Origin of the sequence: Corallococcus sp. BB11-1, from assembly GCF_026626625.1 — a bacterium.
Taxonomy (GTDB): domain Bacteria; phylum Myxococcota; class Myxococcia; order Myxococcales; family Myxococcaceae; genus Corallococcus; species Corallococcus soli.
Window position 1 is genome coordinate 76,068 of sequence record NZ_JAPNJY010000026.1, and the last position, 25,352, is coordinate 101,419.

The 25,352-nt window shown below is 69.9% G+C and carries 21 protein-coding genes; 14 read left to right on the top strand and 7 right to left on the bottom strand.

What is annotated here, in order from left to right; genetic code table 11:
• Positions 1 to 39: 39 nt before the first annotated feature.
• Both OV207_RS21005 and OV207_RS21010 read left to right on the top strand, forming a co-directional pair.
• Positions 40 to 1,257 (top strand): acyltransferase family protein, encoded by a 1,218-nt coding sequence (locus OV207_RS21005; protein ID WP_267556905.1) that lies wholly within the window; start codon positions 40 to 42, stop codon positions 1,255 to 1,257.
• 90 nt (positions 1,258 to 1,347) lie between these two features.
• On the top strand, positions 1,348 to 2,088 hold the full coding sequence (locus OV207_RS21010; protein ID WP_267556906.1) for a YqjF family protein: 741 nt from the start codon (positions 1,348 to 1,350) through the stop codon (positions 2,086 to 2,088).
• Positions 2,089 to 2,097: 9 nt separating this feature from the next.
• Here OV207_RS21010 and OV207_RS21015 read toward each other — a convergent pair whose 3' ends face one another.
• Together OV207_RS21015 and OV207_RS21020 are read right to left on the bottom strand one after the other, a co-directional pair.
• On the bottom strand, positions 2,098 to 2,748 hold the full coding sequence (locus tag OV207_RS21015) for a hypothetical protein (RefSeq protein WP_267556907.1): 651 nt from the start codon (positions 2,746 to 2,748) through the stop codon (positions 2,098 to 2,100).
• A 10-nt stretch (positions 2,749 to 2,758) separates the two neighbouring features.
• Positions 2,759 to 3,508 (bottom strand): endonuclease I family protein, encoded by a 750-nt coding sequence (locus OV207_RS21020; protein WP_193347483.1) that lies wholly within the window; start codon positions 3,506 to 3,508, stop codon positions 2,759 to 2,761.
• Between the two features lie 289 nt (positions 3,509 to 3,797).
• Here OV207_RS21020 and OV207_RS21025 point away from each other — a divergent pair, with 289 nt between their 5' ends.
• Positions 3,798 to 4,757, top strand: coding sequence for an epimerase (locus tag OV207_RS21025; RefSeq protein ID WP_267556908.1), 960 nt, complete (start codon positions 3,798 to 3,800; stop codon positions 4,755 to 4,757).
• A 3-nt stretch (positions 4,758 to 4,760) separates the two neighbouring features.
• The gene (locus OV207_RS21030) at positions 4,761 to 5,642 is read left to right on the top strand and encodes an alpha/beta hydrolase (RefSeq protein WP_267556909.1); all 882 of its coding nucleotides are present in this window, start codon (positions 4,761 to 4,763) and stop codon (positions 5,640 to 5,642) included.
• Here the strand turns inward: OV207_RS21030 and OV207_RS21035 are convergent.
• The gene (locus OV207_RS21035; RefSeq protein ID WP_267556910.1) at positions 5,637 to 6,743 is read right to left on the bottom strand and encodes a helix-turn-helix transcriptional regulator; all 1,107 of its coding nucleotides are present in this window, start codon (positions 6,741 to 6,743) and stop codon (positions 5,637 to 5,639) included. The two genes, OV207_RS21030 and OV207_RS21035, sit on opposite strands and share 6 nt — an antisense overlap.
• 188 nt (positions 6,744 to 6,931) lie before the next feature.
• Between OV207_RS21035 and OV207_RS21040 the strand changes: the two genes are divergently transcribed.
• Positions 6,932 to 7,270, top strand: a complete 339-nt coding sequence (locus OV207_RS21040) for a TerB family tellurite resistance protein (RefSeq protein ID WP_193347478.1) — start codon at positions 6,932 to 6,934, stop codon at positions 7,268 to 7,270.
• Positions 7,271 to 7,304: 34 nt separating this feature from the next.
• Here OV207_RS21040 and OV207_RS21045 read toward each other — a convergent pair whose 3' ends face one another.
• The gene (locus OV207_RS21045) at positions 7,305 to 8,684 is read right to left on the bottom strand and encodes a TAXI family TRAP transporter solute-binding subunit (RefSeq protein WP_267556911.1); all 1,380 of its coding nucleotides are present in this window, start codon (positions 8,682 to 8,684) and stop codon (positions 7,305 to 7,307) included.
• A 151-nt stretch (positions 8,685 to 8,835) separates the two neighbouring features.
• Here OV207_RS21045 and OV207_RS21050 point away from each other — a divergent pair, with 151 nt between their 5' ends.
• The 7 genes from OV207_RS21050 to OV207_RS21080 all read left to right on the top strand — a co-directional run bounded on the left by OV207_RS21050 (position 8,836) and on the right by OV207_RS21080 (position 18,923).
• Positions 8,836 to 10,389 (top strand): ELWxxDGT repeat protein, encoded by a 1,554-nt coding sequence (locus OV207_RS21050; RefSeq protein WP_267556913.1) that lies wholly within the window; start codon positions 8,836 to 8,838, stop codon positions 10,387 to 10,389.
• Between the two features lie 108 nt (positions 10,390 to 10,497).
• Positions 10,498 to 11,568 (top strand): MBL fold metallo-hydrolase, encoded by a 1,071-nt coding sequence (locus OV207_RS21055; protein ID WP_267556915.1) that lies wholly within the window; start codon positions 10,498 to 10,500, stop codon positions 11,566 to 11,568.
• Between the two features lie 57 nt (positions 11,569 to 11,625).
• Positions 11,626 to 12,513 carry a glycoside hydrolase family protein gene (locus OV207_RS21060; protein WP_267556916.1) on the top strand — a complete coding sequence of 296 codons (888 nt, stop codon included), beginning with the start codon at positions 11,626 to 11,628 and terminating at the stop codon, positions 12,511 to 12,513.
• 139 nt (positions 12,514 to 12,652) lie between these two features.
• Complete coding sequence (locus OV207_RS21065; protein ID WP_267556917.1) at positions 12,653 to 14,599, top strand: serine/threonine protein kinase; 1,947 nt, start codon at positions 12,653 to 12,655, stop codon at positions 14,597 to 14,599.
• Between the two features lie 113 nt (positions 14,600 to 14,712).
• Complete coding sequence (locus OV207_RS21070; RefSeq protein WP_267556918.1) at positions 14,713 to 16,407, top strand: serine/threonine-protein kinase; 1,695 nt, start codon at positions 14,713 to 14,715, stop codon at positions 16,405 to 16,407.
• 225 nt (positions 16,408 to 16,632) lie between these two features.
• Complete coding sequence (locus OV207_RS21075; protein WP_267556919.1) at positions 16,633 to 18,582, top strand: serine/threonine-protein kinase; 1,950 nt, start codon at positions 16,633 to 16,635, stop codon at positions 18,580 to 18,582.
• 131 nt (positions 18,583 to 18,713) lie between these two features.
• Positions 18,714 to 18,923, top strand: a complete 210-nt coding sequence (locus OV207_RS21080) for a hypothetical protein (RefSeq protein ID WP_267556920.1) — start codon at positions 18,714 to 18,716, stop codon at positions 18,921 to 18,923.
• 72 nt (positions 18,924 to 18,995) lie between these two features.
• Here the strand turns inward: OV207_RS21080 and OV207_RS21085 are convergent, their stop codons facing one another.
• Positions 18,996 to 19,802, bottom strand: coding sequence for a pseudouridine synthase (locus OV207_RS21085; protein ID WP_267556921.1), 807 nt, complete (start codon positions 19,800 to 19,802; stop codon positions 18,996 to 18,998).
• Positions 19,803 to 19,940: 138 nt separating this feature from the next.
• Here OV207_RS21085 and OV207_RS21090 point away from each other — a divergent pair, with 138 nt between their 5' ends.
• A complete protein-coding gene (locus OV207_RS21090; protein ID WP_324291551.1) occupies positions 19,941 to 21,224 on the top strand; it encodes a threonine/serine ThrE exporter family protein in 1,284 nt (427 codons plus the stop codon).
• Positions 21,225 to 21,253: 29 nt separating this feature from the next.
• On the opposite strand, the gene OV207_RS21095 is transcribed toward OV207_RS21090, so the two are convergent.
• On the bottom strand, positions 21,254 to 21,670 hold the full coding sequence (locus OV207_RS21095; protein WP_193347467.1) for a DoxX family protein: 417 nt from the start codon (positions 21,668 to 21,670) through the stop codon (positions 21,254 to 21,256).
• 149 nt (positions 21,671 to 21,819) lie between these two features.
• Here OV207_RS21095 and OV207_RS21100 point away from each other — a divergent pair, with 149 nt between their 5' ends.
• Complete coding sequence (locus OV207_RS21100) at positions 21,820 to 22,998, top strand: AI-2E family transporter (RefSeq protein ID WP_193347466.1); 1,179 nt, start codon at positions 21,820 to 21,822, stop codon at positions 22,996 to 22,998.
• 16 nt (positions 22,999 to 23,014) lie between these two features.
• Here OV207_RS21100 and OV207_RS21105 read toward each other — a convergent pair whose 3' ends face one another.
• A complete protein-coding gene (locus OV207_RS21105) occupies positions 23,015 to 25,162 on the bottom strand; it encodes a dipeptidyl-peptidase 3 family protein (RefSeq protein ID WP_267556923.1) in 2,148 nt (715 codons plus the stop codon).
• Between the last annotated feature and the right edge of the window lie 190 nt (positions 25,163 to 25,352).

The following is a 25,352-nucleotide window of genomic DNA, read 5'->3' on the forward strand; positions in this document are numbered from 1 at the left end:
CACAGGGCGCCCGCGCCACTCCCGGGTGGCACGCGGTGCTTGGGGCGGGCTGCATTCCCACGGGGTCTTGCTCTAGCATCGGGCCCCTGCCCCGCGCCGAAAGCCGCTCCCCTGAACACGTCTGAATCGCGTCACCTCGCCGGCCTGGACCTGCTCCGGGGCCTGGCCATCGTCCTCGTCGTCCTCTTCCACTACCCGCGTCCCCCCGGTCACGACACCTACCGGATGGTCGCCAACTTCGGTTGGACGGGCGTGGAGCTGTTCTTCGTGCTGAGCGGCTTCCTCATCGGCGCGCAGTTCCTGGAACCCATGGCGAAGGGCGAGACACCGTCGCTGCCGCGCTTCTACCTGCGCCGCGCGCTGCGCATCCTGCCGCCCTTCCTCGTCGTGCTGGGCCTGTACCTCCTCGTGCCCGCCTGGAGTGAGCGGCCCCTCGTGACGCCCGCGTGGCGCTTCCTCACCTTCACGCAGAACTTCGGCCTGCACCGGAACGGCTTCTCCCATGCGTGGTCGCTGTGCGTGGAGGAGCACTTCTACCTGGCGCTGCCGCTCACCCTGCTCGCGCTGCGCGGACGCGCCCGGGCGCCGTATGTCCTCGCGGGCGCGGTGGCCGTGATGGTGGCCGGCATGCTCCTGCGCGGCGGGCTGTGGCTGCACCTCTTCGGAAAGCTGGGCCCCGACGACATGGCCTGGCGCGAATACGACACCTATCTCTACTACCCGACGTACGCACGGCTCGACGGGCTGCTGTGCGGCGTGCTGCTCGCGACCGTGCGCGTCTTCCGGCCCGCCCTGTGGCAGCGCTGGACGCACAGGCCCGGCGTGCTGTTGCCGGCGTTCGGCCTGCTGTGCCTGGGAGGCGCGGCGTACGTGAACCAGCAATACAACCGAGAGTTCTCCTTCGCCGTGCTGGCCTTCCCGCTGGTGTCGCTCGGCTACGCGGCGCTGCTGGTGTCCATGGCCGGGCCCGCCGCCTCGCGCGTCTGCGCCCGCATCCCGGGCGTGCGGACCTTCGCGGTGCTGAGCTTCACCGTCTACCTCACGCACAAGTCCATGCAGCACCTGGTGCGCGTCGCCCTGGAGCCCCACGGCATGGGGACGTTCCACGTCGTCACGCTGGTCGGTGGGGCCGTGGCGGTGCTGCTCGCGTCACTCCTCCTGCACCACGCCGTGGAGCGCCCCGCCCTGCGCTGGCGCGAGCGCCTGGAGCGGCGGCTCGCGGACAGGGAGCGGCGGGAGGGTCCCGCGCTGCTTTAGGGCCGGGCTTCTGCCTGACAGAAGCCACGCCCGGGGGGATGCCCGGGCCCGCGCGAGCCCCGCGCGCCCCGTGCGCGCTACACCTTCGCCATGCGCCCCTTCCTGACGGCGACGTGGCGGTACCTCCTGATGCTCAACTACGAGGTGGACCCGGCGGTGCTGCGGCCCCTCGTCCCCCAGGGAACCGAACTCGACGCGTGGCAGGGCCACACGTTCGCGAGCATGGTCGGCTTCCGCTTCCTCGACACGCGCGTGCGAGGCCTCGCGGTGCCGTTCCACCGCGACTTCGACGAGGTGAACCTGCGCTTCTACGTGCGCCGTCAGGGCCCCGAGGGCTGGCGGCGGGGCGTGGTGTTCGTGCGGGAGATCGTCCCCAAGCTCGCCATCGCCACCGTGGCGCGCGTCCTCTACAACGAGCCCTACGCCGCGCACCCCATGCGCCACACCGTGGACATGGAGGGCGCCGACACGGGCACGCCCGGACACGTCGCCTACGCCTGGAAGTCCCACGGCCGCTGGCACCAGCTGTCGGCGCGGACGCTCGGGAGCCCGGCGGAGAGCACGCCCGGCTCACAGGAGGAGTTCATCACCGAGCACTACTGGGGCTACACCGCCCAGCGCGACGGCGGCTGCGCGGAGTACCGCGTGGAGCACCCGCGCTGGAGCGTCTGGCGCGCCCAGGAGACCGCCTTCGACTGCGACGTGGCCCGCTTCTACGGCCCCGCCTTCGCCGAGTGCCTCCAGGCGACACCCCACTCCGCCTTCGTCGCCACCGGCTCGGAGGTGTCCGTCTTCCCGGGCAGCAGGCTGCCGCCCCCGTCAGGCCCGTAGGCTGAACGCTCAGGCGCCCTGGGTGAGGAAGCGGAAGGGCCGCGCGCAGTCCTGGCGCTGGCACCGGAAGACGTAGCCCCGGCCGTTGTCGCCGAACTCCAGGCCATACGGCATCGCGGCGAGCTGCGCGACGAAGTGCATGGGCTCGTCACAGCACTCGGGCATCGCCTCGCCGTTGAGCCAGCCGGGCACGCCGCCCACCTTGCTCTCCGGGGCCTCCGCCTGCGCGCGGTCCAGCGCGGCCAGCTCTTCGTCGCTGGCCTCGTTGACGTCCACCGACAGGGCGGCGGTGTCCTCCGTGGCGGGCTCGAAGCCGAGCGTCCACTCGGCGTAGGGCTTCACGCCTTCCGGGGGCTCCACCCCGGAGGGCGCGCCGGCCGTCACCGGCACCACGGCGTTGGCGCCCTCCTCGGGGTCCCAGCGGAAGCAGACGGAGTCGGGGTTCTCGCACTGGAAGACGTGGACCGACGCGTATGGCGCCAGGTCCAGCCGGCCTTCGACGTGCGGCAACTGGAAGAGGAAGCGCAGCGGCTTGCCGCACATTTCACAGGTGGGCCAGTCCAGGGGACCGGCCGCCTGGGGCGCGCCTCCCACCTTCAGGAGGGGCACGCCGGGACGCTGGGGAACGAGCGCCCACAAGGGCGCGAGAGAACGGGGCATGCGGCGGACTCTAGAAGTCCGCGATGCGCTCCGACAACGTCGGGTCGTCCACGAAGGGGTTGCGGTTCTGCTGGTGGGTCTCGATGACGTCGTTGCGCTTCACTTCCGCGGCGTCGACCTTGTCCAGCGTGTTCCATTCCTTGAGGACGGACTCCTCGTCCTGCGGAATGGGCTTGTTGTACACGGTGGAGAAGTAGAACAGCGCGCGAGCGACGTTGCCCTTGTGCGCATCGGGCGGCTCGAAGACGGTGCGGCCCTTCTCATCCGTGCCGAACTTGGCGCCGTTCTCCGTCCACTTCACGTTCTTCACCGTGCCAAACGGGTAGTTGCCCCGGATGGAGTTGGCCTTGCTGTCGGTGGGGAACAGGTGGTGCAGGTCCGACTTCGCCGCGCCCGTGGCGCCCTTGGACTGGGGCCAGGTGTGCTCGGTGTTCATCACGTTGCTGTTGGGAATCTTGTTCGTCTTCAGTTCCTTGCCCGTGTAGACGCACTTGACGAAGCCGGCGTGGTTGTCGAGCGTGGTGAAGATGACCTTGCGCGCGCCGTTGTAGCCCAGGTCCTTGTGCTTCGAGACCGCGTCGTGCAGCGCCTTGATGAGGACCTTGTCCTTCAGCCCGTCGTAGCGCGGGTCAGGACCGGCCGGCGTGAAGTCGTCCACCGGCGCCGCGGGCTTGAAGGGAGCCTTCTTCGGGGCGCTGGTCTCGAAGCTGGAGGCCGACGTGGTGCGGGGCGCGGTAAGCGGGCGGGACGAGATGATCATGACGGCCCTCGGATTCGAGGTGGGGGATGACCCATTCTCGCCAGGACGCCGCCCCGGTTGCGTGGCCCCCCGCATTTTCCCTCCGCTCCGGTTGGTTTTTTCGTCCCAACCCGTGACATCCCCGGAAATGTGCCGGCCGGGGCGCCCCTTCCGTCCCGAAAGCAGGACTCATCGTCGGGACCAGGGACACCCGGAGGCTGGGGGGCCGGTCCCCGGCGGCTCCAAGGCGGACGCGCTATGCCTGGAAGAGCGCACGGGCACCGGGAACGGGGCCGGCGGGAGGTCCACTGTGAAGATCGTGATTCCGGGCGGCACGGGGCAGGTGGGCGCACTGCTGACGAGGGCCTTCCTGGCGCGGGGTGACGACGTGGTGCTGGTCAGCCGGGGTGGCCGGGGCGTGGCGCGCACGGTGTCCTGGGACGGGCGTACGCTGGGTGACTGGGCGCAGGAGGTGGACGGCGCCGACGCGGTCATCAACCTGGCCGGGCGCAACGTGAACTGCCGCTATTCAGCGGAGAACCTGCGCCAGATGATGGACTCGCGGGTGGACTCCACGCGGGTGGTGGGACAGGCCATCGCGCAGGCCGCGAAGCCGCCGCGCGTGTGGCTGCAGATGAGCACCGCGACGCTCTACGCGCACCGGCTGGACGCGCCCAACGACGAGGCCACGGGCATCATCGGTGGGAGCGAGCCGGACGTGCCCGCCTACTGGAAGCGCAGCATCGACATCGCCCTGGCGTGGGAGCGCACGCTGGCGGAGGCGGACACGCCGCGCACGCGCAAGGTGGCGCTGCGCAGCGCGATGGTGATGAGCCCGGACCGCGAGGGCATCTTCGACGTGCTGTTGGGGCTGACGCGCCGGGGCCTGGGCGGCACGGCGGGCAGCGGCCAGCAGTTCGTGTCGTGGATCCACGACCAGGACTTCGTGCGCGCCGTGCAACTGCTGCTGGAGCGCGAGGACCTGGAGGGCCCCGTGAACCTCGCGGCCCCGAATCCCCTTCCCCAGCGGGAGCTGATGGCGAAGCTGCGCGAGGCGGCGCACGTGGGCGTGGGACTGCCGGCGATGAAGTGGATGCTGGAGGTGGGCGCGTTCTTCATGCGCTCGGACACGGAGCTGCTCCTGAAGAGCCGCCGCGTGGTGCCCGGCCGCCTGTTGGACGCGGGCTTCACCTTCGACCACCCCGAATGGGGGGCCGCCGTGCAGAACCTGATGGAGCGCTGGCGCAACACCGAGCCGGCCCGGGGCTGATCCGTGTCCAGGGAGAAGTCAGGCGTCCGGTGGGCCCGCGTCCTCGCGCTGCTGGGGGTCCTGGGCGCGGTGGGGTTCGGAGCGCTCACGGCCGTGCGGGGCCTGCGCACGGCGGCCTCGCTGGTGCATCCGGCACGCATCCCGGTGGTGCGTCCTTCCGGGCCGGAAGCACTGACGGGCTGGGAGGACGTGTCCTTCCAGTCCGCCGGGCAGGTGCTGCGCGGGTGGTATCTGCCCTCGCGCGACGGCACGGCGGTGGTGCTGGTGCACGGCTTCGCGGCGAACCGCGCGCAGCTCCTCTTCGAGGCGCGGGCGCTGGCGGCGTCCGGGCACGGCGTGCTGCTGTTCGACCTGCACGGCCAGGGGGAGAGCGACGGCGACGCGATTGGCTGGGGTGACAGCGAGCGCGAGGACGTGCGGGCGGCGCTGGCCTTCGTGCGCGCCCGGCCGGAGGTGACGGCGGGACGGGTGGGCCTGTTCGGCTTCTCCCTGGGAGGGACGACGGCCCTGCTGGTGGCGCAGGAGGATCCGCGCGTGAAGGCGGTGGCGGTGGCGGGCGCGTTCCCGGACCTCGCGGGGGACATGGGCTCGCACTACGGCGCGAGCACCTGGGCCGTGCTGTGGGGGCTGCGCCGGGCGGGCATCGACGTGGACGCGGTGCGGCCCGTGGACGGGATGTGCCGGCTGGAGGGACGGCCGCTGCTGCTCATCAACGGAGGCAGCGACCCGGATGGGCCCCGGAAGCTGGGGGCCCGTCTCTACCGCGCGGCCTGTGAGCCCCGGCAACTGTGGGAGGTGCCGGACGCGGCCCACGGGGAGTACGCCCAGAAGGACCCCCAGGGCTACGCGCGGCGCCTGCGCGAGTTCTTCGACCGCGCGCTATGAGCGGCGGCCGTGGGCGACGAACTCCGCCCGGGAGCTGGCGCCGGTCTTCGCGAAGATGGACTTCACGTGCACCTTCACCGTCTCAACGGAGATGGACTTCTCCCGGTCCTCCGCCTTCGGCGTGGAGCGTTTGAGCTCCTGGGCGATCTCCTTGTTCGTCGCGCCCCGGTACAGCCCGTTCGCCACTTCGAGTTCCCGGTCGGAGAGCAACCGGAGCCAGTCCTGCCGCAGCCAGTGGGCGTGCTCCTTCAGGCGCACCTGCCACAGCATGCGGCCCGCCCACAGGAGCGTGGACGGCGTGAACGTCACCTCCAGCCGCTCCTCCCCCCGCTCCATCACCAGGGCCTGCAGGGAGAAGTCCGTCCCCTCATCGAAGCGCGACAGCTCCCGCACCCGCCGCGTCCACTCCTGGGGCACCCCGTCGTGGAGCTCATGGGACGAGAACCACTTCGCCAGCAGGGGGATGGCGGTGCCCGACTCCACGACCTTGCGTCCCAGGACGTTCAGGACCAGGGAGGGGTTGGGCTCCATGGAGATGACCTTCAGCAGGTCGTTCTCGAAGCGGTAGGCGTAGAGCTCCTGGACCGTGGCCATCGCCTTGGCGATGTAGGGGACCAGCTGCTGGAGGAGCCACTGCGCCCGGAGCGAGAAGGCCCGGGAGGCCTCGCGGTACATCGCGATGCTCCCCTTCAACCCCTGCGCCTCGAAGAGCAGGGACGCCATCACGCGCCGCAGGTTCAGCCCCGCGTCCTGGCTGCGCCGGAAGGTCTCCGTCTCCTCCAGCGACCGGCCCTGGAGCATCTGGGTGTCATTGAGCACGACGTTGGGCTGGACCACGGTGGCGTGAAACACGAAATCGTCCTGGGCCCAGTCGCTGTAATCCCTCAACAGCGGCTGCACGGTGTCCGTCTTCCACTGCAACCCCGCGGAGCCATCCGGATTGACGCAGCCAATGGCGATGTGGTCCGCCTCGCAGAGCCGGGCCAGCGTCGTCGCGATGGCCTCGTAGATGGCCTCCAGGGTCCGGGCACCATGGAGCCTGTCCTTCAGCTCCAGAATCAATGCCTGCTCACGCGCCAGGAACTTCATTGCTCTGCCCATGGTGGGTACCTCCCCGGTGTTGCAATACCTCCCGAGCATGACATTCCGGCTGACCCTGCCCATCCCTCCCAGAAGGTATGTCACCCATGACACCCCCGCCCGGCCGCGGGCCCCCCGCCCCTTGAATCCCCCCTGGACGCGTCCGCCCAGGCAGGTCAGCCTGGACCACCCTGGAGACCCCAACCCGCATGAGCACCCTGACGCCCCCTGACTCCCGCTTCCACATCGAGGTCATCAAGCTGCTGCTCCAGGTGGCGACCAGCGACGAACGCGTCACCCGCGAGGAGATCGATCAAATCATCGACACCGCGCGCGGCTTCAGCGTCCCCCTGACGGAGCTCAGCATCCTCACCCGCTGCCTCCAGGAGGGAAGGCCGCTGCCGCCCCCGAACCTGGGCGTGCTGCGCGAGGACCCGAAGGCCGTCCTCCAGGCCGTGCACGACCTGGTCGCCGGGGACGGACAGGTCCACGCGTCCGAAATCGAGATGGTCCGTCAGATTCGGGAGCTGCTCGGCATCTCCCCCTGAAGGCCCGCGCCGCCGCGAACCGCCGCCCCCGCCCTCACGCGGGCATCTGGAGCGGCGGGTCCTTGTGCTCGTGCTCGTGCCCCTGCGCGTCGGCGAGCCTGCGGGTGAGGCGGCGGCGCACGATGTCCAGGTGTTCGCGGAAGAAGTACAGGTTCTCCTGGTAGGCGAGCGGCACCGCGATGCGGTTCACCTCGCGCTCCGCCTCCTCCAGCCGCTTGAGCATGCCCTGGAGCATCTCCTGATCCGGGTCCTCCTCCAGTTGGATCTCAATCTCTTTCAGCCGCGCGTACCAGCGGAAGATGCGCGAGCGCACCCGCCAGAGGAACACCGCCGGCACCGCGCGCATCAGCGGCACCACCACCGCGATGATGGGCACCAGCATCACCCAAAGCCGGTCCACCAGGTTCGCCGCCCAGAACGGCAGGTAGCGCTGCAGGAGCGGCACGCCGGACGCGTAGTAGCGCTTCGCCTCGCTGCTCAGCGGGAAGCCCGCGGCGAGCGGCGCGGGGAACTCCCCCGTCTTGTCCAGGATGCCCGCCGTGCCGGAGACCTCGCTGGCCGCGCGCATCAGGAGATAGGCGAGCGCCGGGTGCAGCGAGTCACGCGCCACGAGCAGCGCGTTGGGCGCGAGCAGCTGCACGTCATGGTCCGGCACGTCCGTCGCGAAGTCGAACACGCCGCGGGGCAGCACGTGGCGTGACAGGTACGGGTAGCGGCGCGTGTACGCCTCCGCGCGCGTGAAGCTCAAGAGGCGCACGTCCTTCACCGCCGCCAGCTTCTGGATGCGCGGGGACTCCGCCGGAGACACCAGGAACACCGCGTCCACGGTGCCATTCTTCAACGCGTCGATGGCCGCGTCCCGGTCCAGCGGCAGCAGCTGCGTGGGCGCCGCGTCCGCGCGGTTCGCCTTCAACAGCGTCATCGCCAGCGACCGCGTGCCGCTCTCCTCCGGCCCCACCGCGATGCGCTTGCCGGCGAGGTCGCGCACGTCCTCCAGGCGCTCGCCCCGGTAGAAGACCCACAGCGGCACGTAGGAGAGGCTGCCCAGCGACACCACGTGCTCGGACACCTCCTGGCCCTTGCCGCCCGTCGTGCCGCTCTGGGCGAAGGCGATGTCCACACCGCTGTCCTCCACGTCCAGCAGGCCCACGCTGCTGACGGAGCCCTTCGTGGGGCGCAGCTCCAGCGTCACCCCGTGCTGCGCGAGGAACTTCTGGTAGCGCTTCGCCATGTAGCCGAAGCCGCCTTCGTCCGGCGCCAGCGCCATCACCAGCGTCTTGGGCGGCGCGGGTTTGACGAAATAGAACGTCACCGCGAACGCGACCGCGATGACGAGCACCGCGGGGACGATGGCGATCCACAGGTCGCGCCGCAAAGTGCGCTTGAGCTGCGCTTTCAACGAATCCGTCTTCATGGGGATGCGCACTATACCGACCGGCCCGTGCGAGGCCCCGCCGCACGTTGCGTGGGTCCAGGCAGGCAAGCACCGCCCGACCCGGGGGCACTTGGCGCAGCCACTGGCGCGACACACCCTCCCTCCCAGGCCTTTCTGCAAGGGGTGTGGCATGGGTTGGCGCGGCGGGTGGGTGGTCTCTTTGCTGGTGGTGGGGGTGGGCTGCGGCGGGGACCTTCCGGACGAAGGGGCGCCGACGGGACTCGCACAGGAGCCCACCCTGGCCCCGGAGTCGCCGGTGACGCAGGAGGCCTTCTGCCCTCCCACCGCGGCGGCCACCCAGCGGGTGAAGACGATCCTCCCGCCCTCGGAGCTGGGCATCCCCCGCTTCGCGGCGGCGCCGAACAACTTCGAGGACTTCCAGGGCGTGCTCCACTTCGCGGTGAACTACGAGGACGGCCGCCGCGCCCTCTGGAGGAGCACCGGCACCGACGCGGGCACCACGGAGGTGAGGAGCTTCCCCGTCACCACCGGCGGCTTCGGCGCCACGGTGAACAGCCTCACGGCCACGCCCTCCCAGCTCTTCTTCCAGGCCCCGGATGCGACGCGCGGCCAGGAGCTGTGGGTGAGCAACGGCACGACCGCCGGCACCCGGCTCGTCAAGGACCTGACGCCGGGCGTGGAGGGTTCGTTCCTGACGCACCTGACGGCGGTGGGCAACGACGTCGTCTTCTTCCGGGAGGTCTTCGACGAGGCCACCTCCGCCACGCGCTTCGAGCTGTGGCGGTCGGACGGCACGGACGCGGGCACGGTGCGCCTGCGCGACTTCGGGACGACCGTGGACGTGAGCTTCCTGGATGCCCGCGTCGGCGGGGCGCTGCTCTTCTTCGTGCGCGAGCAGGCGGGCGCCACCAGCCTCTGGCGCACGAACGGCACCGCCTCCGGCACCGTGCGGCTGAGGCGGCTGGACGCGGGCCCGGACACCTATCCCATCGACCTGCGCACCTCCGGGACGCTCGCCCTGTTCTCGCTGCAGGAGAGCTCGGGCCTGACGGAGCTGTGGAAGTCGGACGGCACGGCGGGCGGCACGGCGCGGCTGGCGTCCTTCGGCGCCTCGCGCGCGGTGCGCATCCTGGGCGCGCTGGGCACGTCCGCGTACGTGACGACCACGTCGTTCAGCACCCAGTACATGGTCATCTACCGCGTCCCGCTCGCGGGCGGGAACCCGACGCCCGTCGTCACCCTGCCCAATGACTTCGCGGCGCAGGGCGCGGCGTTCCCCAGCATCGGCGCGGTGAGCAGCGCCCCGGGGGGCAGGCGGATCTACTTCGCCGTCAACATCGGCAGCGACGGCCCGGCGCCCCGGGACACCCAGCTCTGGGTGACGAACGGCACCGCCGCGGGCACGACGCTGCTGCGCCGTCCGCTCAGCCTGTCGGACGAGTACGGCTCACCGGTGTACGCGGTGGCGGACAACCTCGTGTACTTCAGCGCCCCGGACTCGGACGGGGACAACATCGAGCCCTGGGTGAGCAACGGAACGGCGGCGGGGACGCGCCGGCTCAAGGACATCGCCCCGCCCACCGTCGGGGGGACGTCCTACCCGCGTGACTTCCTCCGCGTGGGCGCCCGCGTCTACTTCAGCGCCTTCGACGAGACGGAGGCCGGCCAGCTCTGGTCCTCCGCGCTGAGCAACACCTGCGTGGCGCCGGAGGAGGCCCTGTAGCCCGGAAGGCGACAGGCGCCCCGCTCCCGCCGGTGGGCGGCCCCCGCCCGCCTGGGCTCCTGGCGGGTGACCGTGCCGGGCGGGGACGACGGTGTTAGAGACCGGCGCATGCCGACCGTCAGCGCCAGCGCACGCCTCGCGGGACAACGCCTTGAACGCAGCCGGGCCTCCCGCCAGTTCGGAGGCCAGGGCTTCCGCAACACCGCCCCCGTGGGGCCAGGGCTCCAGGGCAACCCGCTGCCGCTGCTGGGGGAGTACTTCTTCGGCGGGACGCAGCGCACGCCGCCCGGCCCGCTCCCGGTGGACGACCCGCGCGGCACCTGGGCCCGCGCGCCGGACACGGGCCTGCGCGTCACCTGGCTGGGGCACAGCACGATGCTGCTGGAGGTGGACGGCGCGCGCGTGCTCACCGACCCCGTCTTCGGCGACCGGGCCTCGCCCGTGGCCTTCGCGGGCCCCCGGCGCTTCCACGCCCCGCCCGTGCCCCTGGAGGCGCTGCCGGACCTGGACGCGGTGCTGGTGTCGCACGACCACTACGACCACCTGTGCCGGAGCACCATCCAGGCGCTGGCGAAGCGGCGGGTGCCGTTCATCACCGCGCTGGGCGTGGGACAGCACCTGGAGGCCTTCGGCGTCGCGCCGGAGCTCATCACCGAACTGGACTGGTGGGAGCACCACCGCGTCGGGCCGGTGGGCTTCACCGCCGCGCCCTCGCAGCACTTCTCCGGCCGGGGCCTGGGGGACCGCAACAAGACGCTGTGGGCATCGTGGGTGCTCACCACCGACAAGCACCGGCTGTTCTTCAGCGGCGACACCGGCCTCACCACGGAGTTCGAGGAGATCGGCCGCAGGCACGGCCCCTTCGACCTGGTGATGCTGGAGGTGGGCGCCTTCCACCCGAGCTGGGGCGGCATCCACCTGGGCCCGGAGAACGCGCTCAAGGCGCACGCGATGCTGGGCGGCGGCACGCTGATGCCGGTGCACTGGGGCACCTTCAACCTGGCGCTGCACGCGTGGGACGAACCCGCGGAGACGCTGGTGCGGCTGGCCACGGAGCAGCAGGTGCGCCTGTTCACGCCGGGCCTGGGCAGGGGCCTGGAGCCCTCGCGCGTGGAGGGCGTGACGCCGTGGTGGCGCGACGTGGGCGAGCGCCGGCTCGTGCCACAGCCGGCGCCGTAAAGCCTGACGCCGCGAGGACTCGACGCCCACCTGACGTCCAGGCGTAGAGTCCCCGCCATGCGCCGCCCCCGGTTCGTCCCGACGCTGTCCCTGGCCTTCCTGCTGTCGCCCCTCCTGGCGTGCGACCCCGCGGGTGGACAATCCCAGACAGACGATCCGGCCACGAAGAGCGCGAAGCGCGGCATCGCCTATGGCTACCACTCGGCCGACGACCTGAAGGCGCTCTCCCCGGGCATGAGCTGGTGGTACAACTGGTCCCCCCGCCCCGAGGCCGGCGCCGCGAGCGTCTACACCTCCGAGTCCGTCTCCTTCGTCCCCATGGCCTGGGGCGGCACCCCCAACGCGGATCAGCTCGCGTCCGAAATCCCAGCGGGCGCGAAGTACCTGCTGGGCTTCAACGAGCCCAACTTCCTGAGCCAGGCGAACAAGACGCCCCGCCAGGCCGCGGCGCTCTGGCCCGTGCTGGAGGAGGTGGCGCGGCGCAAGCAGCTCAAGCTGGTGTCCCCGGCGGTGAACTACTGCGGAGACTGCGTCACGGAGGACGGCGTCAAGTTCACCGACCCGGTGGTCTACCTGGATGCGTTCTTCAAGGCGTGCCAGGGCTGCCAGGTGGATGCCATCGCCATCCACTGGTACGCGTGCGACCTGGGCGCGCTCAAGTGGTACGTGGACCGGTTCAAGAAGTACGACAAGCCCCTCTGGCTGACGGAGTTCGCCTGCGGCGACCGTCCCCATTCGGAGATCACCGTCGAGGTGCAGAAGAAGTACATGGTGGACGCCATCACCTGGCTGGAGACGGAGCCCAGCGTCGAGCGCTACTCCTGGTTCTCCGGGCGCAACGACGAGATCCCCTCCATCAACCTGCTGGGACGCTCCGGAGAGCTGACCGAGCTGGGCCGCCTCTACGTCACGCTGCCCGCCGGCACCGCGGCGCAGGCCCCCTGAGGACGGGGTGAGCCCTCCTCCTACATGACTGCCAGGCGGCCTGCCCTCCAAGCAGCGAAGGGGCCAGCTCCCAAGCCAAGACAGACGTGGAGCGGCCTACTCCGCACTCCTGGATTTCTGGGGTAAAGATGACCGCCACATGGCACTTCAAGTGGGGGACGCGTTCGGGCGGTATGAGCTGGTGTCCTGGCTGAGCCGGGGCGGCATGGCGGAGACGTGGCGCGCGCAGCTGGTGGGCGCCGCCGGGGTGACCAAGCCGGTCCTCATCAAGAAGGTCCTCCCGGAGTACGCGGACGACGAGGCCTTCATCTCCATGTTCATCAGCGAGGCGCGCATCTCCGCCACGCTCTCCCACGGCAACGTCGCCCAGGTCTTCGACTTCGGCCGGGTGGACGGTGAGTACTTCCTCGCCATGGAGTTCGTGGACGGCCAGCCCCTCCACCGCGTCCTCAAGCGCGCCATCAAGAGTGGCATGGCCGCCCTGCCCGTTCCCGTCGCGGTCTTCGTCGCGATGGAGATGTGCCGGGGGTTGCACTACGCGCACTCGCGCACGGACGGCAGCGGCACGCCGCTGGACATCGTCCACCGCGACATCTCTCCGGACAACGTGCTGTTGGGCTACGAGGGCCAGGTCAAGATCGTCGACTTCGGCATCGCCAAGGCCAAGCTCCTGCGGGGCGTCAGGACGGAGCCTGGCGTGGTGAAGGGCAAGTACCTCTACTTCTCCCCGGAGCAGGCGCGCGGGGAGGACGTGGACGCGCGCACGGACGTCTGGGCCACCGGCGTCGTTCTGTATGAATTGCTGTGCGGCAAGCTGCCGGTGGAAGGTCCTCCGCATGTGGTGATGACGCGGGTGGGACGCGGCGAGATTCCTGCCCCCAGCGTGCTCCGGCCGGACCTGCCCAGCGAGCTGAACGATATCGTGATGAAGGCGCTGGCCCTGGACCGGGAGCAGCGCTTCGAATCCAGTCACGAGTTCGCGGAGGCGCTTGCGGGCTTCCTGTATGCGAACCATTCGCGCTTCTCCTCGCTGAGCATCGCGAACCTGCTGCGGGTGCTGTTCCGGGGAGACCTGGAGCAGCAGGGCCGGCAGCTGGCGGTACCAGGGACCTTCCAGCAGGAGATGAAGTCGTGGGGTGCGGCCTCCCTCGCGCCGGCTCCCACGGCGCGGCCTCCCCAGGAAGGGATCCAGACCCAGCGCATGGCGAGGACCGCGAAGCCTCCCAATACAGCCCTCACGGAGACGACCCGGTCGCCTCCGCCCGTCCCGCCAGCGTCCTCCGGTGCATCGCGCAAGCTGCTCATTGGCGTGAGCGCGGGAGGAGGGCTGCTCGCGGCGGGGGCCGGCCTCTGGTTCCTGCTGGGCCCCACGCCCCCGCCCGCTGCCGTGGCACCCCATCCCGCACCCGCCCCCCGCATCGCCGTGGCCCACGAACCACCCGCCCCCGCCCCCGCCCCTGCCCCCGCGAGCCCGGAGGTGAAGGAAGCGGTGGCCGAGGCCCCGACCGGCGCGCCCACCGAAGCGCCGGAGGTAGCGCGTCCTTCGCCCGCGCCCCGGAAGACCACCGCGAAGCCGGGCCGTACGGCACAACGCCCCCAGACCGCTGAGCCCGCGGCCACGCAGGAGGTCAGTGCTCCGGTGGCCATCGTCACGGCCAGCGCGGCCCCCACAGCCCCCGCGCCCATCACCGAGCCCGAGCCCGCAGCGCCCAGGGCTCCCGAGGCGAAGAAGAGCGTCTTCGATCTGGTGAAGTCCAAGAAGGACGAGGTCGAGCAGAAGGTCTCCGGGCTGATCAAGACCAAGCAACAGGAGGTCCAGCTCAAGGTGTCCGGGCTCGTCCAGAACCGGCAATACGAAGCAGCACTGGAAGCAGCCAACGACTGCGCGGCGAACAACCCCCACATGCCGGAGTGCCAGCTCATGCTCGGGGACATCCACGGCAAGCTCAACCGCCGGGCAGAGAGCGAAAAGCACTACGCGAAGTTCCTGGCGCTGGCTCCAGCGGCCCACCCGCAGCGGGCGCGCGTCGTCGAACTCCTCGGCAACGCCAGCAAGGACGCCAGCGCGACCCGGACACCGGAATGATCCACCCCCCCCATCCCGTCTCTTTCCACTCGCTGACACGCTGAGCGACCGGGCAGGAGAAGAAAGCCATCCATTCAACCCAGGATGGAATCTGGGCCTAAGATGGACAACCCATGGCACTGCAAACAGGCGACGTCTTCGGAAGGTATGAGCTGGTGTCCTGGCTGGGCCGGGGCGGCATGGCGGAGACGTGGCGCGCGCAACTGGTGGGGGACGCAGGCGTCACCAAGCCGGTCCTCATCAAGAAGGTCCTCCCCGAGTACGCTAACGACGAGGCCTTCATCTCCATGTTCATCAGCGAGGCGCGCATCTCCGCCACGCTCTCCCACGGCAACGTCGCCCAGGTCTTCGACTTCGGCCGCGTGGATGGCGAGTACTTCCTCGCCATGGAGTTCGTGGACGGCCAGCCCCTCCACCGCGTCCTCAAGCGCGCCATCAAGAGCGGCATGGCCGCCCTGCCCGTTCCCGTCGCGGTCTTCATCGCGATGGAGATGTGCCGGGGGCTGCACTACGCGCACTCGCGCACGGATGGCAGCGGCAAGCCCCTGGGCATCGTCCACCGCGACATCTCCCCGGACAACGTGCTGCTGGGCTACGAGGGCCAGGTCAAGATCGTCGACTTCGGCATCGCCAAGGCGCAGCTGCTGCGGGGCTTCAAGACCGCGCCCGGCGTGGTGAAGGGCAAGTACCTCTTCTTCTCGCCGGAGCAGGCGCGTGGGGAGGACGTGGATGCGCGCACCGACGTCTGGGCCACCGGCGTCGTGCTGTATGAGCTGCTGTGCGGCAAGCTGCCGGTGGAAGGCCCTCCGCACGTGGTGATGATGCGGGTGGGACGCGGCGAGATTCCCGCCCCCAGCGTGCTCCGGCCGGATCTGCCCAGCGAGCTGAACGAAATCGTGATGAAGGCACTGACCCCGGACCGGGATCAGCGCTTTGAATCCAGCCATGCCTTCGGGGACGCGCTGGCGGGGTTTCTGTATTCGAACTACCCGCGCTTCTCCGCGATGACCATCGCGAACCTGTTGCGCGTGCTCTTCCGGGGCGACCTGGCCCAGGAGGGCCGCGAACTCTCGGTGCCGGGCTCCTTCCTGGAGGAGATGAAGTCCTGGCGTGAACCGACGGCGCCAAGGGAAGTCACCGCACCGATTCCAGTGGAGCACCGTGAAACGCGACGGGTCCGAGCCGTCAAACCGCCGGTCACGCAGACGACCGAGCCACACGAGTACGCAGCAACGCCCGGCTTGTCACGACGGGCAATGCAAAGCCTGACCGCGGGAGGGCTGCTGACCGTAGGCGCATGTCTCTGGATTCTGCTGGATTCGCTTTCAGCTCCACATGTCGTCGCAGCGCCACCGCCCATTCCCTTCCGCCCTCCGGTGACTGACAAGGGGCCCACTCCTGCGCCTGCGCCCGCCTCGCCGAAGCCAAGCGAGGAGAAGGTCGCGGTGGCAACTCCCCCGGCTGAGCGCATTGAAGAACCAGCCACATCACCGCCAGAAACTAGCGTCAAGCAATCGACTACAGCATCCGACGAAAAAGCTCTCCAATTCAGAAAGATAAACATGGAAGCCTATCATTTAGCCACAGAGAGAAAATACGAAGATGCACTGAAAGTCGCCAAACGCTGCGAGGAGAACGAATCGCAGAATCCGGACTGCCAGCTCCTTCTGGGCTACCTCTATTCAAAGGTGAATGACCCTCAGAAAGGTGAGCAGCACTACGAAAGATTTTTGGTACTTGCACCTCAGGACCATCCGAAAAGAATTCGTGTCATCGAGATATTGGAGGCCAGGAAAGCCGCTCCCTGACTCTGCGGGCCGCGCTACGGCGAAGAAGCGTCCAAGTCGATTTCAAGCGGAGAACGCAAAGGATGGCGAGGCCCCCGTGAGGCGAGCCAGCCGGCCCATCTTTCAGAAGCCGCCCCCTGGACCGACCGCGAACCGCCCCTGCATTGGCCGTCTTGCGGAACAGTCGCGCGGAAGACCGCTGTTCGTTCGGCCCTTCACGGAATCTGGGTCTAAGGTGCCCACCTGATGGCACTGCAAGCAGGCGACGTCTTCGGAAGGTATGAGCTGGTGTCCTGGCTGGGCCGGGGCGGCATGGCGGAGACGTGGCGCGCGCAGTTGGTGGGAGACGCGGGCGTCACCAAGCCCGTCCTCATCAAGAAGGTCCTCCCGGAGTACGCGGACGACGAGGCCTTCATCTCCATGTTCATCAGCGAGGCGCGCATCTCCGCCACGCTCTCCCACGGCAACGTCGCCCAGGTCTTCGACTTCGGCCGCGTGGACGGCGAGTACTTCCTCGCCATGGAGTTCGTGGACGGCCAGCCCCTCCACCGCGTCCTCAAGCGCGCCGTGAAGAGCGGCCTGAGCGCGCTGCCCATTCCCATCGCGGTCTTCGTCGTGATGGAGATGTGCCGGGGGCTGCACTACGCGCACTCGCGCACGGACGGCAGCGGCAAGCCCCTGGGCATCGTCCACCGCGACATCTCCCCGGACAACGTGCTGCTGGGCTACGAGGGCCAGGTCAAGATCGTCGACTTCGGCATCGCCAAGGCGCAGCTGCTGCGGGGCTTCAAGACCGCGCCCGGCGTGGTGAAGGGCAAGTACCTCTACTTCTCCCCGGAGCAGGCGCGCGGCGAGGACGTGGACGCGCGCACGGACGTCTGGGCCACCGGCGTCGTGCTCTATGAATTGCTGTGCGGCAAGCTTCCGGTGGAAGGCCCTCCGCACGTGGTGATGATGCGGGTGGGGCGGGGGGAAATCCCTGCCCCCAGCGTGCTCCGGTCGGACCTGCCCAAGGAGCTGAACGACATCGTGATGAAGGCGCTGACTCCAGACCGGGAGTACCGCTTTGAATCCAGCCATGCCTTCGAGGACGCGCTGGCGGGGTTTCTGTATTCGAACCATCCGCGCTTCTCCGCGATGACCATCGCGAACCTGCTGCGCGTGCTGTTCCGGGGCGACCTGGCGCAGGAGGGCCGCGAGCTGTCGGTGCCGGGCTCCTTCCTGGAGGAGATGAAGTCCTGGCGTGAATCCCCGGTGACGAACAAGCCCCCTGCGGCGCGTCCCTTGGAGCCGCCTCCAACCCGGCCCATCCCCGCCGCGAAAGCCCCTGTCGCGAAACCGGCCGAGCGCACTGCGCTCGAAGCATCACCGGCCCTCTCGCCCAAGGTGATGCAGGGGTTGGCCGCGGGCGGCCTGCTGACCGTGGGCGCCTGCCTCTGGCTCTTGATGGAGCCGCTTTCGTCCCAGCACATGGCCACGGCTCCGCGCCCCATTCCCTTCCGCCCTGCGATGCCCAACGACAGGCAGCCTCCCAAACCACCCGAGGTGAAGGTCGAGGCGGTCGAGAAAGAGAGAGCGCAGCCCACGCCCACGGCCAGCGGAGCCCCGACAGCCCCCGTCGGCGCGTCCACCGCCCTGGACAAGGAAGCGGAAGATGTCAGTGAGATGGTGAATTACGTCTACGGGGCCAAGGAGGACCAGATCGAGGCCGCCGTCGACATGGCAAATCTCTGCAAGGAGAAGTACCCCAACAATCCAGAATGCCGTGAGTTGTTGCGATTCGCCCTGTCCAGGTCCGTCACGTCGAGGGAGGCATGGCAGCGTGAGCGCGAACTCGCGCGCTCCAATCTAACTCCCATCATAAGGTCCAAAAGCCGGCCAGCTCCCAAGACAGAGCCAGAGCCTGCCAACTGGATCGCGGAGCTACAAACTCGCGTCGCGGCACTCAACATGCAAGGCAACACCCAGGAGGCGCTCAAACTTGCCCAGGCCTGCGTGGACAAGGCTCCCGCCACCCCGGAATGCCATCTCATGCTTGGCTTCCTTTATTCCAAGGTCCAGGCCTTGGAGATGAGCAGACAACACTACGAAATGTTCCTGACGCTCATCCCTGCGGATCACCCCAGGAGACAACGCGTCATCGAGATCCTCAGCGACTCCCGTCAAGCGCCTGCCACTGGCAGTGGGCTGGAGTAGGCACTCCTCCCCAGGGGCAGCCTACTGTTGAGTTTCCCATGAATACGGGGTCCGGCCTGGGAATAAAGACAGACAGGCCTACCATGGCGGATGTGCCCACCCCCAGGGCGCACTTCCAAAGGATGCCCAAGATGAAGAGGAAGCTGCTCACCGCGACCGTGTTCATGTTCGGTCTGGCACTCGGCGGCACGTCCGCCATCGCCTCCAGCCCCTCCCCGGAGGCCCCCGTGCCTGGCATCACCCAGGAGATGGCCCGGTGCGTCTACGAATGTCAGAGCAACGGTGGGACCCACGCCGTCTGTTGGAACTGCTGCGTGCGCAACATCTGCGAGCTGCTGTGAGCCGCTGCTTCCGGTGACGGCGGCGAGGGCCACCCCGTCACCGTGGGAGGGCCGGGGCGCTCCCTGCCCCGGTCAATCCCAGACAGCGCCTGAGAAGCCCAGGCCTTCCGATACCTCCTCGTCCGTGAGCGGACGGAAGGCGCCTTCCGGGACGTCCAGCACCACCTGCCCCACCGCCTCGCGGTGCAGCGTGAGCACCGGGTGCCCCACCGCTTCGAGCATCCGCTTCACCTGGTGGTGCCGCCCCTCGGTGAGCGTGAGCACGACGACGTCCGGCTCCCGCAGCGCCGCCCCCGCCAGCCGCGTGGGGCCGTCCTCCAGCTCCAGGCCCATGCGCAGCCGCCCCAGCACCTCCTCCGTGGGCGCGCCCTCCACGCGCGCCACGTAGCGCTTGGGCAGGTGTGTTTCAGGCGCCGTCGCGTGTCTCACCAGCTGTTCGTCATTGCTGAAGAGCAGCAGGCCCGTGGTGTCCCGGTCCAACCGGCCCACGGCGTACCATTCAAAGCCCGCCAGCTCCGGGGGCAGCACCGCGCGCAGCCGCTCGAAGACGGTGCCCACGCCTTCGGGGTCGGAGCCGTGCACCACCGGCCCCGCGGGCTTGTGGAACATCAGCGCCCACACCCGCGCCGTCAGCTCGCGCTCCACGCCGTCCAGGCGCACGCGGGACTCCGGCCGCACGGGCGCGAAGAGGTCCGTCTCCACGCGCCCGTCCACCTCCACCCGGCCCTCGCGGATGGCCTGCTCGGCCTCCGCGCGCGGCAGGACGCCGGCCCGGCCCAGGGCCCGGGTCAGCCAGTCCGTGCGCGCGCCCTCTGGTACGCCCGGCCCCCGCCGCCTCGCGGCCTCCAACCATCGCGGTGTCCGTTGCTTGCGCGCCATGCACCCTCCTCGCGGTTCCCGCCCGCTGTATCAGTTTCGTGACGACAAGGGGGTCCAAGCCTGGCGGGCGCATGGCGGCGAGCAGGAGGGCTTGCGGCGTGCCCCCGCGCCGTTTGACTCGCTCGGGCGGCTCTGCGCATGTGCCCGCCCGCCGTGTCCACGCATCCCTCTGAATCCGCCGCCGCCCCGCCTGAGCTCCTCGCCGCGCTCGCCCCGCCGCCGCCCGGCGCCGCCGTGGCCTTCGTGCTGCGCCTGGGCCATGCCCTGCACCGCCACGGGACGCCGGCCCACCGCCTGGAGGGGCTGCTGAAGCGGGTGAGCGAGCGGCTGGGCCTGGAGGCCCGCTTCTTCTCCACCCCCACCTCCATCTTCGCCTCCTTCGGCCCGGCCGAGGACCTGCGCACCAGCCTCATCCGCGTGGAGCCCGGCGACATGGACCTGGAGCGCCTCATCCTCCTGGACCTGCTGGCGGAGGACGTCATCCAGGGGCGCCTCACGCCTTCGCAGGGCGCCGTGCGGGTGGAGGAGATCCTCGCCCGCCCCCCGCGCTACGGGCCCGCCCTCCAGTTGCTCTGCTGGATGCTGGCTGGCGCCGCCGCCGCCATCCTGTTCGGAGGCGGCTGGAAGGAGTCGGGCGTCGCGGGCTTCAGCAGCCTGTGCATCGGCCTGGTGGACCTGGCGACGCGCAAGCAGCCCACCACCGCGCGCGTGCTGGAGCCCGTGGCGGCCGTGCTGTCCGCCGCGTTCGCGGGCATCGCCGCGCACTTCTTCGGCCCCCTGTATGGAGAAGTCGCCACGCTCGCGGGCCTCATCGTCCTCTTGCCAGGGCTCACGCTCACCATCGCCGTCAATGAGGTGGCCACGCGCAACCTCATCTCCGGCACGTCGCGGCTCACGCACGCCGCGCTGGTGTTCCTCCAGTTGGGCTTCGGCGCCGCGCTGGGCAGCCGGGTGGCCACGGTGCTGCCACCCGTCCCCGTCGGGCCCCTGCCCGCCGTGATTCCCGCGGGCACCGCCGTCGCGGCGCTCGTGGTGGCGGGCTTCGCCATCGCGGTGCTCTTCCGCGCCCGGCCGCGCGACTGGGGCTGGATTGCCCTGGCCGGCGCCGCCGCGTTCGGAGGCGCCCGGCTGGGGACGCTGCTCCTGGGGCCCCAACTGGGGGCCTTCGTCGGCGCGCTGCTGCTGGGCATCGGGAGCAACGCGCTGGCGCGGCTTCGCAACCGTCCGTCCGTCACCACCGTGGTGCCGGGCCTGATGTTGCTCGTCCCCGGCAGCGTGGGCTTCCGCAGCCTGGCGTCGCTGCTGGAGCGGGACGTGGTGGCGGGCGTGGACACCGCCTTCTCCATGCTGCTCGTCGCGGTGGCGCTGGCGGCGGGCCTGCTGTCCGCCAACGCCATCATGCCCCCGCGCAAGGTGCTCTGAGCGGCTCCTCCCAGGGGCTTCGAAGCCCGCTACGTCAGCCGCAGCAGGTAGACGCCGGCCAGGGCCACCACGAAGTACGGCACCAGCACCGCCGCCCCCGCGTACTCCTTCGCCATGCGCTGGCCGAAGAACAGCGCCAGCAGCGACACCGCCGACAGCACCGCCCCCAGGTACGCGAGGAACGGACTGCCCGAGGCGACGAGCGCCACCGCGCCCGCCGCGCTCAGCGCGCCCGCCGCCAGCTCCATCAGGGTGATGACCGCCAGCATCGGCGTCACCACGCCCTTCAAGGGGGACTTGGCGAAGTGGCCGGTGAGCCATCCCAGGTTGCCCTTCCAGTCCACCACCTTGTCCAGGCCGGACTGCAGGAAGAGGATGGCCAGGAAGGCGGCGCACAGCAGTTGGGGAAGCCACAAGGTGAAGCGGGCGGAGTCGAAGGGCGGCATGGCGCCGCACTCTAGCGTCGTCCTGGCCGCCCCCAAGTCCGGTGAGCAGGCAGGCAGCCGGAAGGGGCCTCCCCTGGGGAATTCTTCCTGCAACATTCCGACCGGGCGGGCTCCCGGGGGAGGGGCAGGCTCCTTAAGTTCGGGAGGCCATGGCCTCTGATCAGGTAGCGCGCCGCGTCTTCGTTGGGCTCATCCTGCTGTCCATCCTGCTGCTGGCCCTGGTCATCCGGCCCTTCGCGGAGGCGCTGTTCCTGGCGGCGGTGCTGGCCGGGACGTTCCACGGCCTGCACACCCGGCTCAAGAAGCGGCTGCGGGGCCACGGCAGCGTGTCCGCCAGCGTCATCGTCCTGGGCATCCTGATGGCGCTCCTGCTGCCCCTGGGCGGCCTCACCGCCTTCGTCGTCGCGGAGGTGTCCGAGGGCGTGCGCTTCGTGACCCAGACGGTGCAGAAGGACGGCATGAGCGGGCTGGTGGAGAAGCTCCCCAGCGGCATCCAGGGACCGGTGACCAACCTCATCGAGCGGCTCCCGCTGGAGCAGGAGCAACTGGACTCGAAGTTCCAGGAGCAGGTCACGAGCCAGGGCGGCACGGCGGCCCGGGCGGTGACGGGCGCGGTGGCCGCCACGGGCACCCTGCTGCTCCAGGCGACGATGATGCTCATCGCGCTCTTCTTCTTCCTCACCGACGGTGAACGGCTGGTGCAGTGGGTGGAGAGCGTCTCACCGCTGCGGCGGGGCCAGACGCGGGAGCTGCTGCGCGAGTTCCGGGGCACGTCCGTGTCGGTGCTCGTCTCGACGGTGGCCACCGCGGGCGTCCAGGCCGTGGCCGCGCTGGTGGGCTTCATCATCGTGGGCGTGCCGGCGCCGCTGTTCTTCGCCGGCCTCACCTTCTTCCTGGCCCTCATCCCCGCGGTGGGCGCGGCGGTGGTGGTGCTGCTCGCCGCGGGCCTGATGTTCTTGAGCGGGCACCCCTGGGCGGCGCTCTTCCTGACCATCTGGGGCGTGGTGGTGGTGGGCCTGGTGGACAACGTCGTCAAGCCGCTGCTCGCGAAGAAGGGCATGAACCAGCACGGCGCCATCATCTTCTTCGCGCTCCTGGGCGGACTCGCGGCCTTCGGCGCGGTGGGCCTGCTGCTGGGGCCCCTCATCGTCGCCTTCTTCCTCTCCGTGGTGCGCATCTTCGAGCGCGACTACGGCCGGCCCAACCCCCGCCTGGGCGACCCGGCCACGCCGGGCGGTCACCCCGTCGACCCCGACGAGCGGCGCGTCGTGCTCACCTCGGAGTCGGGGGAGCCCCTCTCCGACGTGGACGCGCCGCCCAAGCACTGAAGCCCCTGACGCCGCGTCAGGGCGCGGGCTTCTTCGGCGAAGCCGCCTCCGCCCCCAGCGCGCGGAACGCCTCGCGCAGCGCGTCCGGTGATGCCGCCACCTTCACGGCGGCGGCCCGGGCCTCCAGGGGCGACAACCGCCCCAGCAGGCTGCGCTCCAGGTGCTGATCCACGAAGGCCTGGGTGGCGTCCTCCTTCAGGTCCACCACGTTCCCCTTCGCATCCAGCACCGGCACCAGGCGCGGCGAATTGAGCAGCAGCACCGTGGGCACGTCCACGGCCTTCACCCGGCGGGCGACCTCGTCGCGCAGCTTCGGGTCGAAGTGGATGCCCTTCTGCTGCACCAGCGCGCGGATGCCCTCGTAGTCGCCGGTGGCCTTGATGACCATCAGGCGCGAGAGCAGCTCGCCCACCGCCTCCCGCATCTTCGCGTAGTCCGGCACGGTCAGGTACGTGCGGCCGTCCTCCACCACCGGCTTCACGACGCCCTTCTCCTCCAGGAACGTCACCGTCATGTGGTGGCCGCGCTGGTGGTCCTCCTCGAACGCGTTGCCCGTCTCCACGCGGCGCAGGTTGGTGAGGCCCTCCACCAGGAAGTCCCGGTACATCTGCTTCGCGATGGCGTCATGGTCCGGCGACAGCTCCGCGAGCGCCGGGTCGAAGGCGTGCCACAGGGCCACCAGGTCCGCGCGGGCCTCCTCCAGCGTGTTGTCGTACTCCTTCAGGAACGAGGACGGGGCCTTCCCCTTGAGCTTCGCGTCCACCTGCCCGGAGGCGTGGCCCAGCACCTCATGGAAGGCCACCCGCCACTTGCGCGCGGTGACGGAGTGCTTCTGGGCCTGCTCGCGGTCCTGCGGCGTGCGGGAGAACTCCAGCGCCAGGGGCAGGCGCGTCACCGCCGCGGCGGCGTCCATGACGTTGGTCACCATCACGCTCTTGCTGCCGTACTTCTCGCGGACGTGCTGCTCGTTGGGCAGGTTGATGCCCGCGGGCGGCTGCGGATAGGACGTGATGAGATTGATGGCCTTGGCCACCGGCGGCGCGACCTTCTTGCGGCGGTACTTCTCCGGCCAGGGCAGCCGGTCCTCGAAGTACTGGGCCTTGCGACCCATGAGCTCCATGATCTGGTTCTCCTTCGCATCGCGGTAGTTGATGAGCCCCTCCCACTGCCCCTTGTGCCCGCGCGGGTCGACGTACGTCTCGATGAAGCCCAGGTTGGCGTCCACCTTCGGATCCACCTTGAGCCACGCGATGTTGTACGCGTCCCAGTCCCTGGGGCTGCCCGTCTGGAAGTAGCGCACCAGCTTGCCCAGCGCCGCCTTGTGCGCGGGCTCCGCGGACTTCATCGCCTCCTGGAGGTGCGCGATGACGCGCGACAGCTCCTTCGCGTACAGCCCCGGCTTCACCTTGCCGTCCGGCGTGCCGGCGCGGAACACCTGCTCCACCAGCTTGCCGTTCTCCTTCACCACGCGGGAGTTGAGCGGGTACTTCTCCTGGAAGCCCGCCAGGTCCTTCAACGTCACGCCGGGGCCATAGGCGGTGTTGGAGGACGCGGTGAGCAGGTCCTGCCCCGGGGGCGGGGCCTTGGAGGTGAGCTGCGGCTCGAAGGCGGCGTCGAAGAGCGTGGGCCCCAGGTCCTCCAGCCAGGCCTTGAGCGCGGCCTCGTCCTTCACCGGATAGGGGGCCCCGGCCGTGAGCGCGCGCGCGGCGGCGGCGGACAGCTCCGCGGCGGTGAAGGTCGGGACGAACTTCTGGCCGGTGGTGCTGTCGTGGTTGCCGCCGTGGCCGTAGAAGCGCAGCAGGTACTCCGCCAGCTTCGCGTCGAAGCCGGAGGCCGCGCTCTTCGCATCCCGGCCGAAGAGCCAGGCGCCTTCGAGCAGCCGCTTCGCGGGCACCAGCTTCCACCCGAGCTGGTCATACGCGATGTCCTCCCCCGCGTGCGCCGCGAGCGTCAGGGACCACGCCACGCGCTTCTCCGCGGCGGACAGCTCCGCGACCCCGGGCGCGAACATCTGGGCGACGGCGGTGTTGCCGGAGCGGGCGCGGAGGAACTTCCCCCCGGGCACGGTGAGGCTGGGCTGCGCGACCTGGGCGGGCGCCGGAGGAGACGACGGCGGGGTGGAGGGCGTGGCGGCGAGGACGGCGGCCAGCAGCAGGGGCTTCATGGAGGCTCCAGTAGGACGTGACGGGGACGTGGCTATCGCGCGCGCAGAGGACTCAGGCAAGGAGAACGCAGCTTCTATTCCCTTGGAGTTCATTGCCTTCAGCATGCCACCACCACTTGGGCCACATGTGCCCCTGATCCAGGGCATCGCGGAGAAAGGCCGTTGGGCTCTATAATGAAAGGAGTGTATC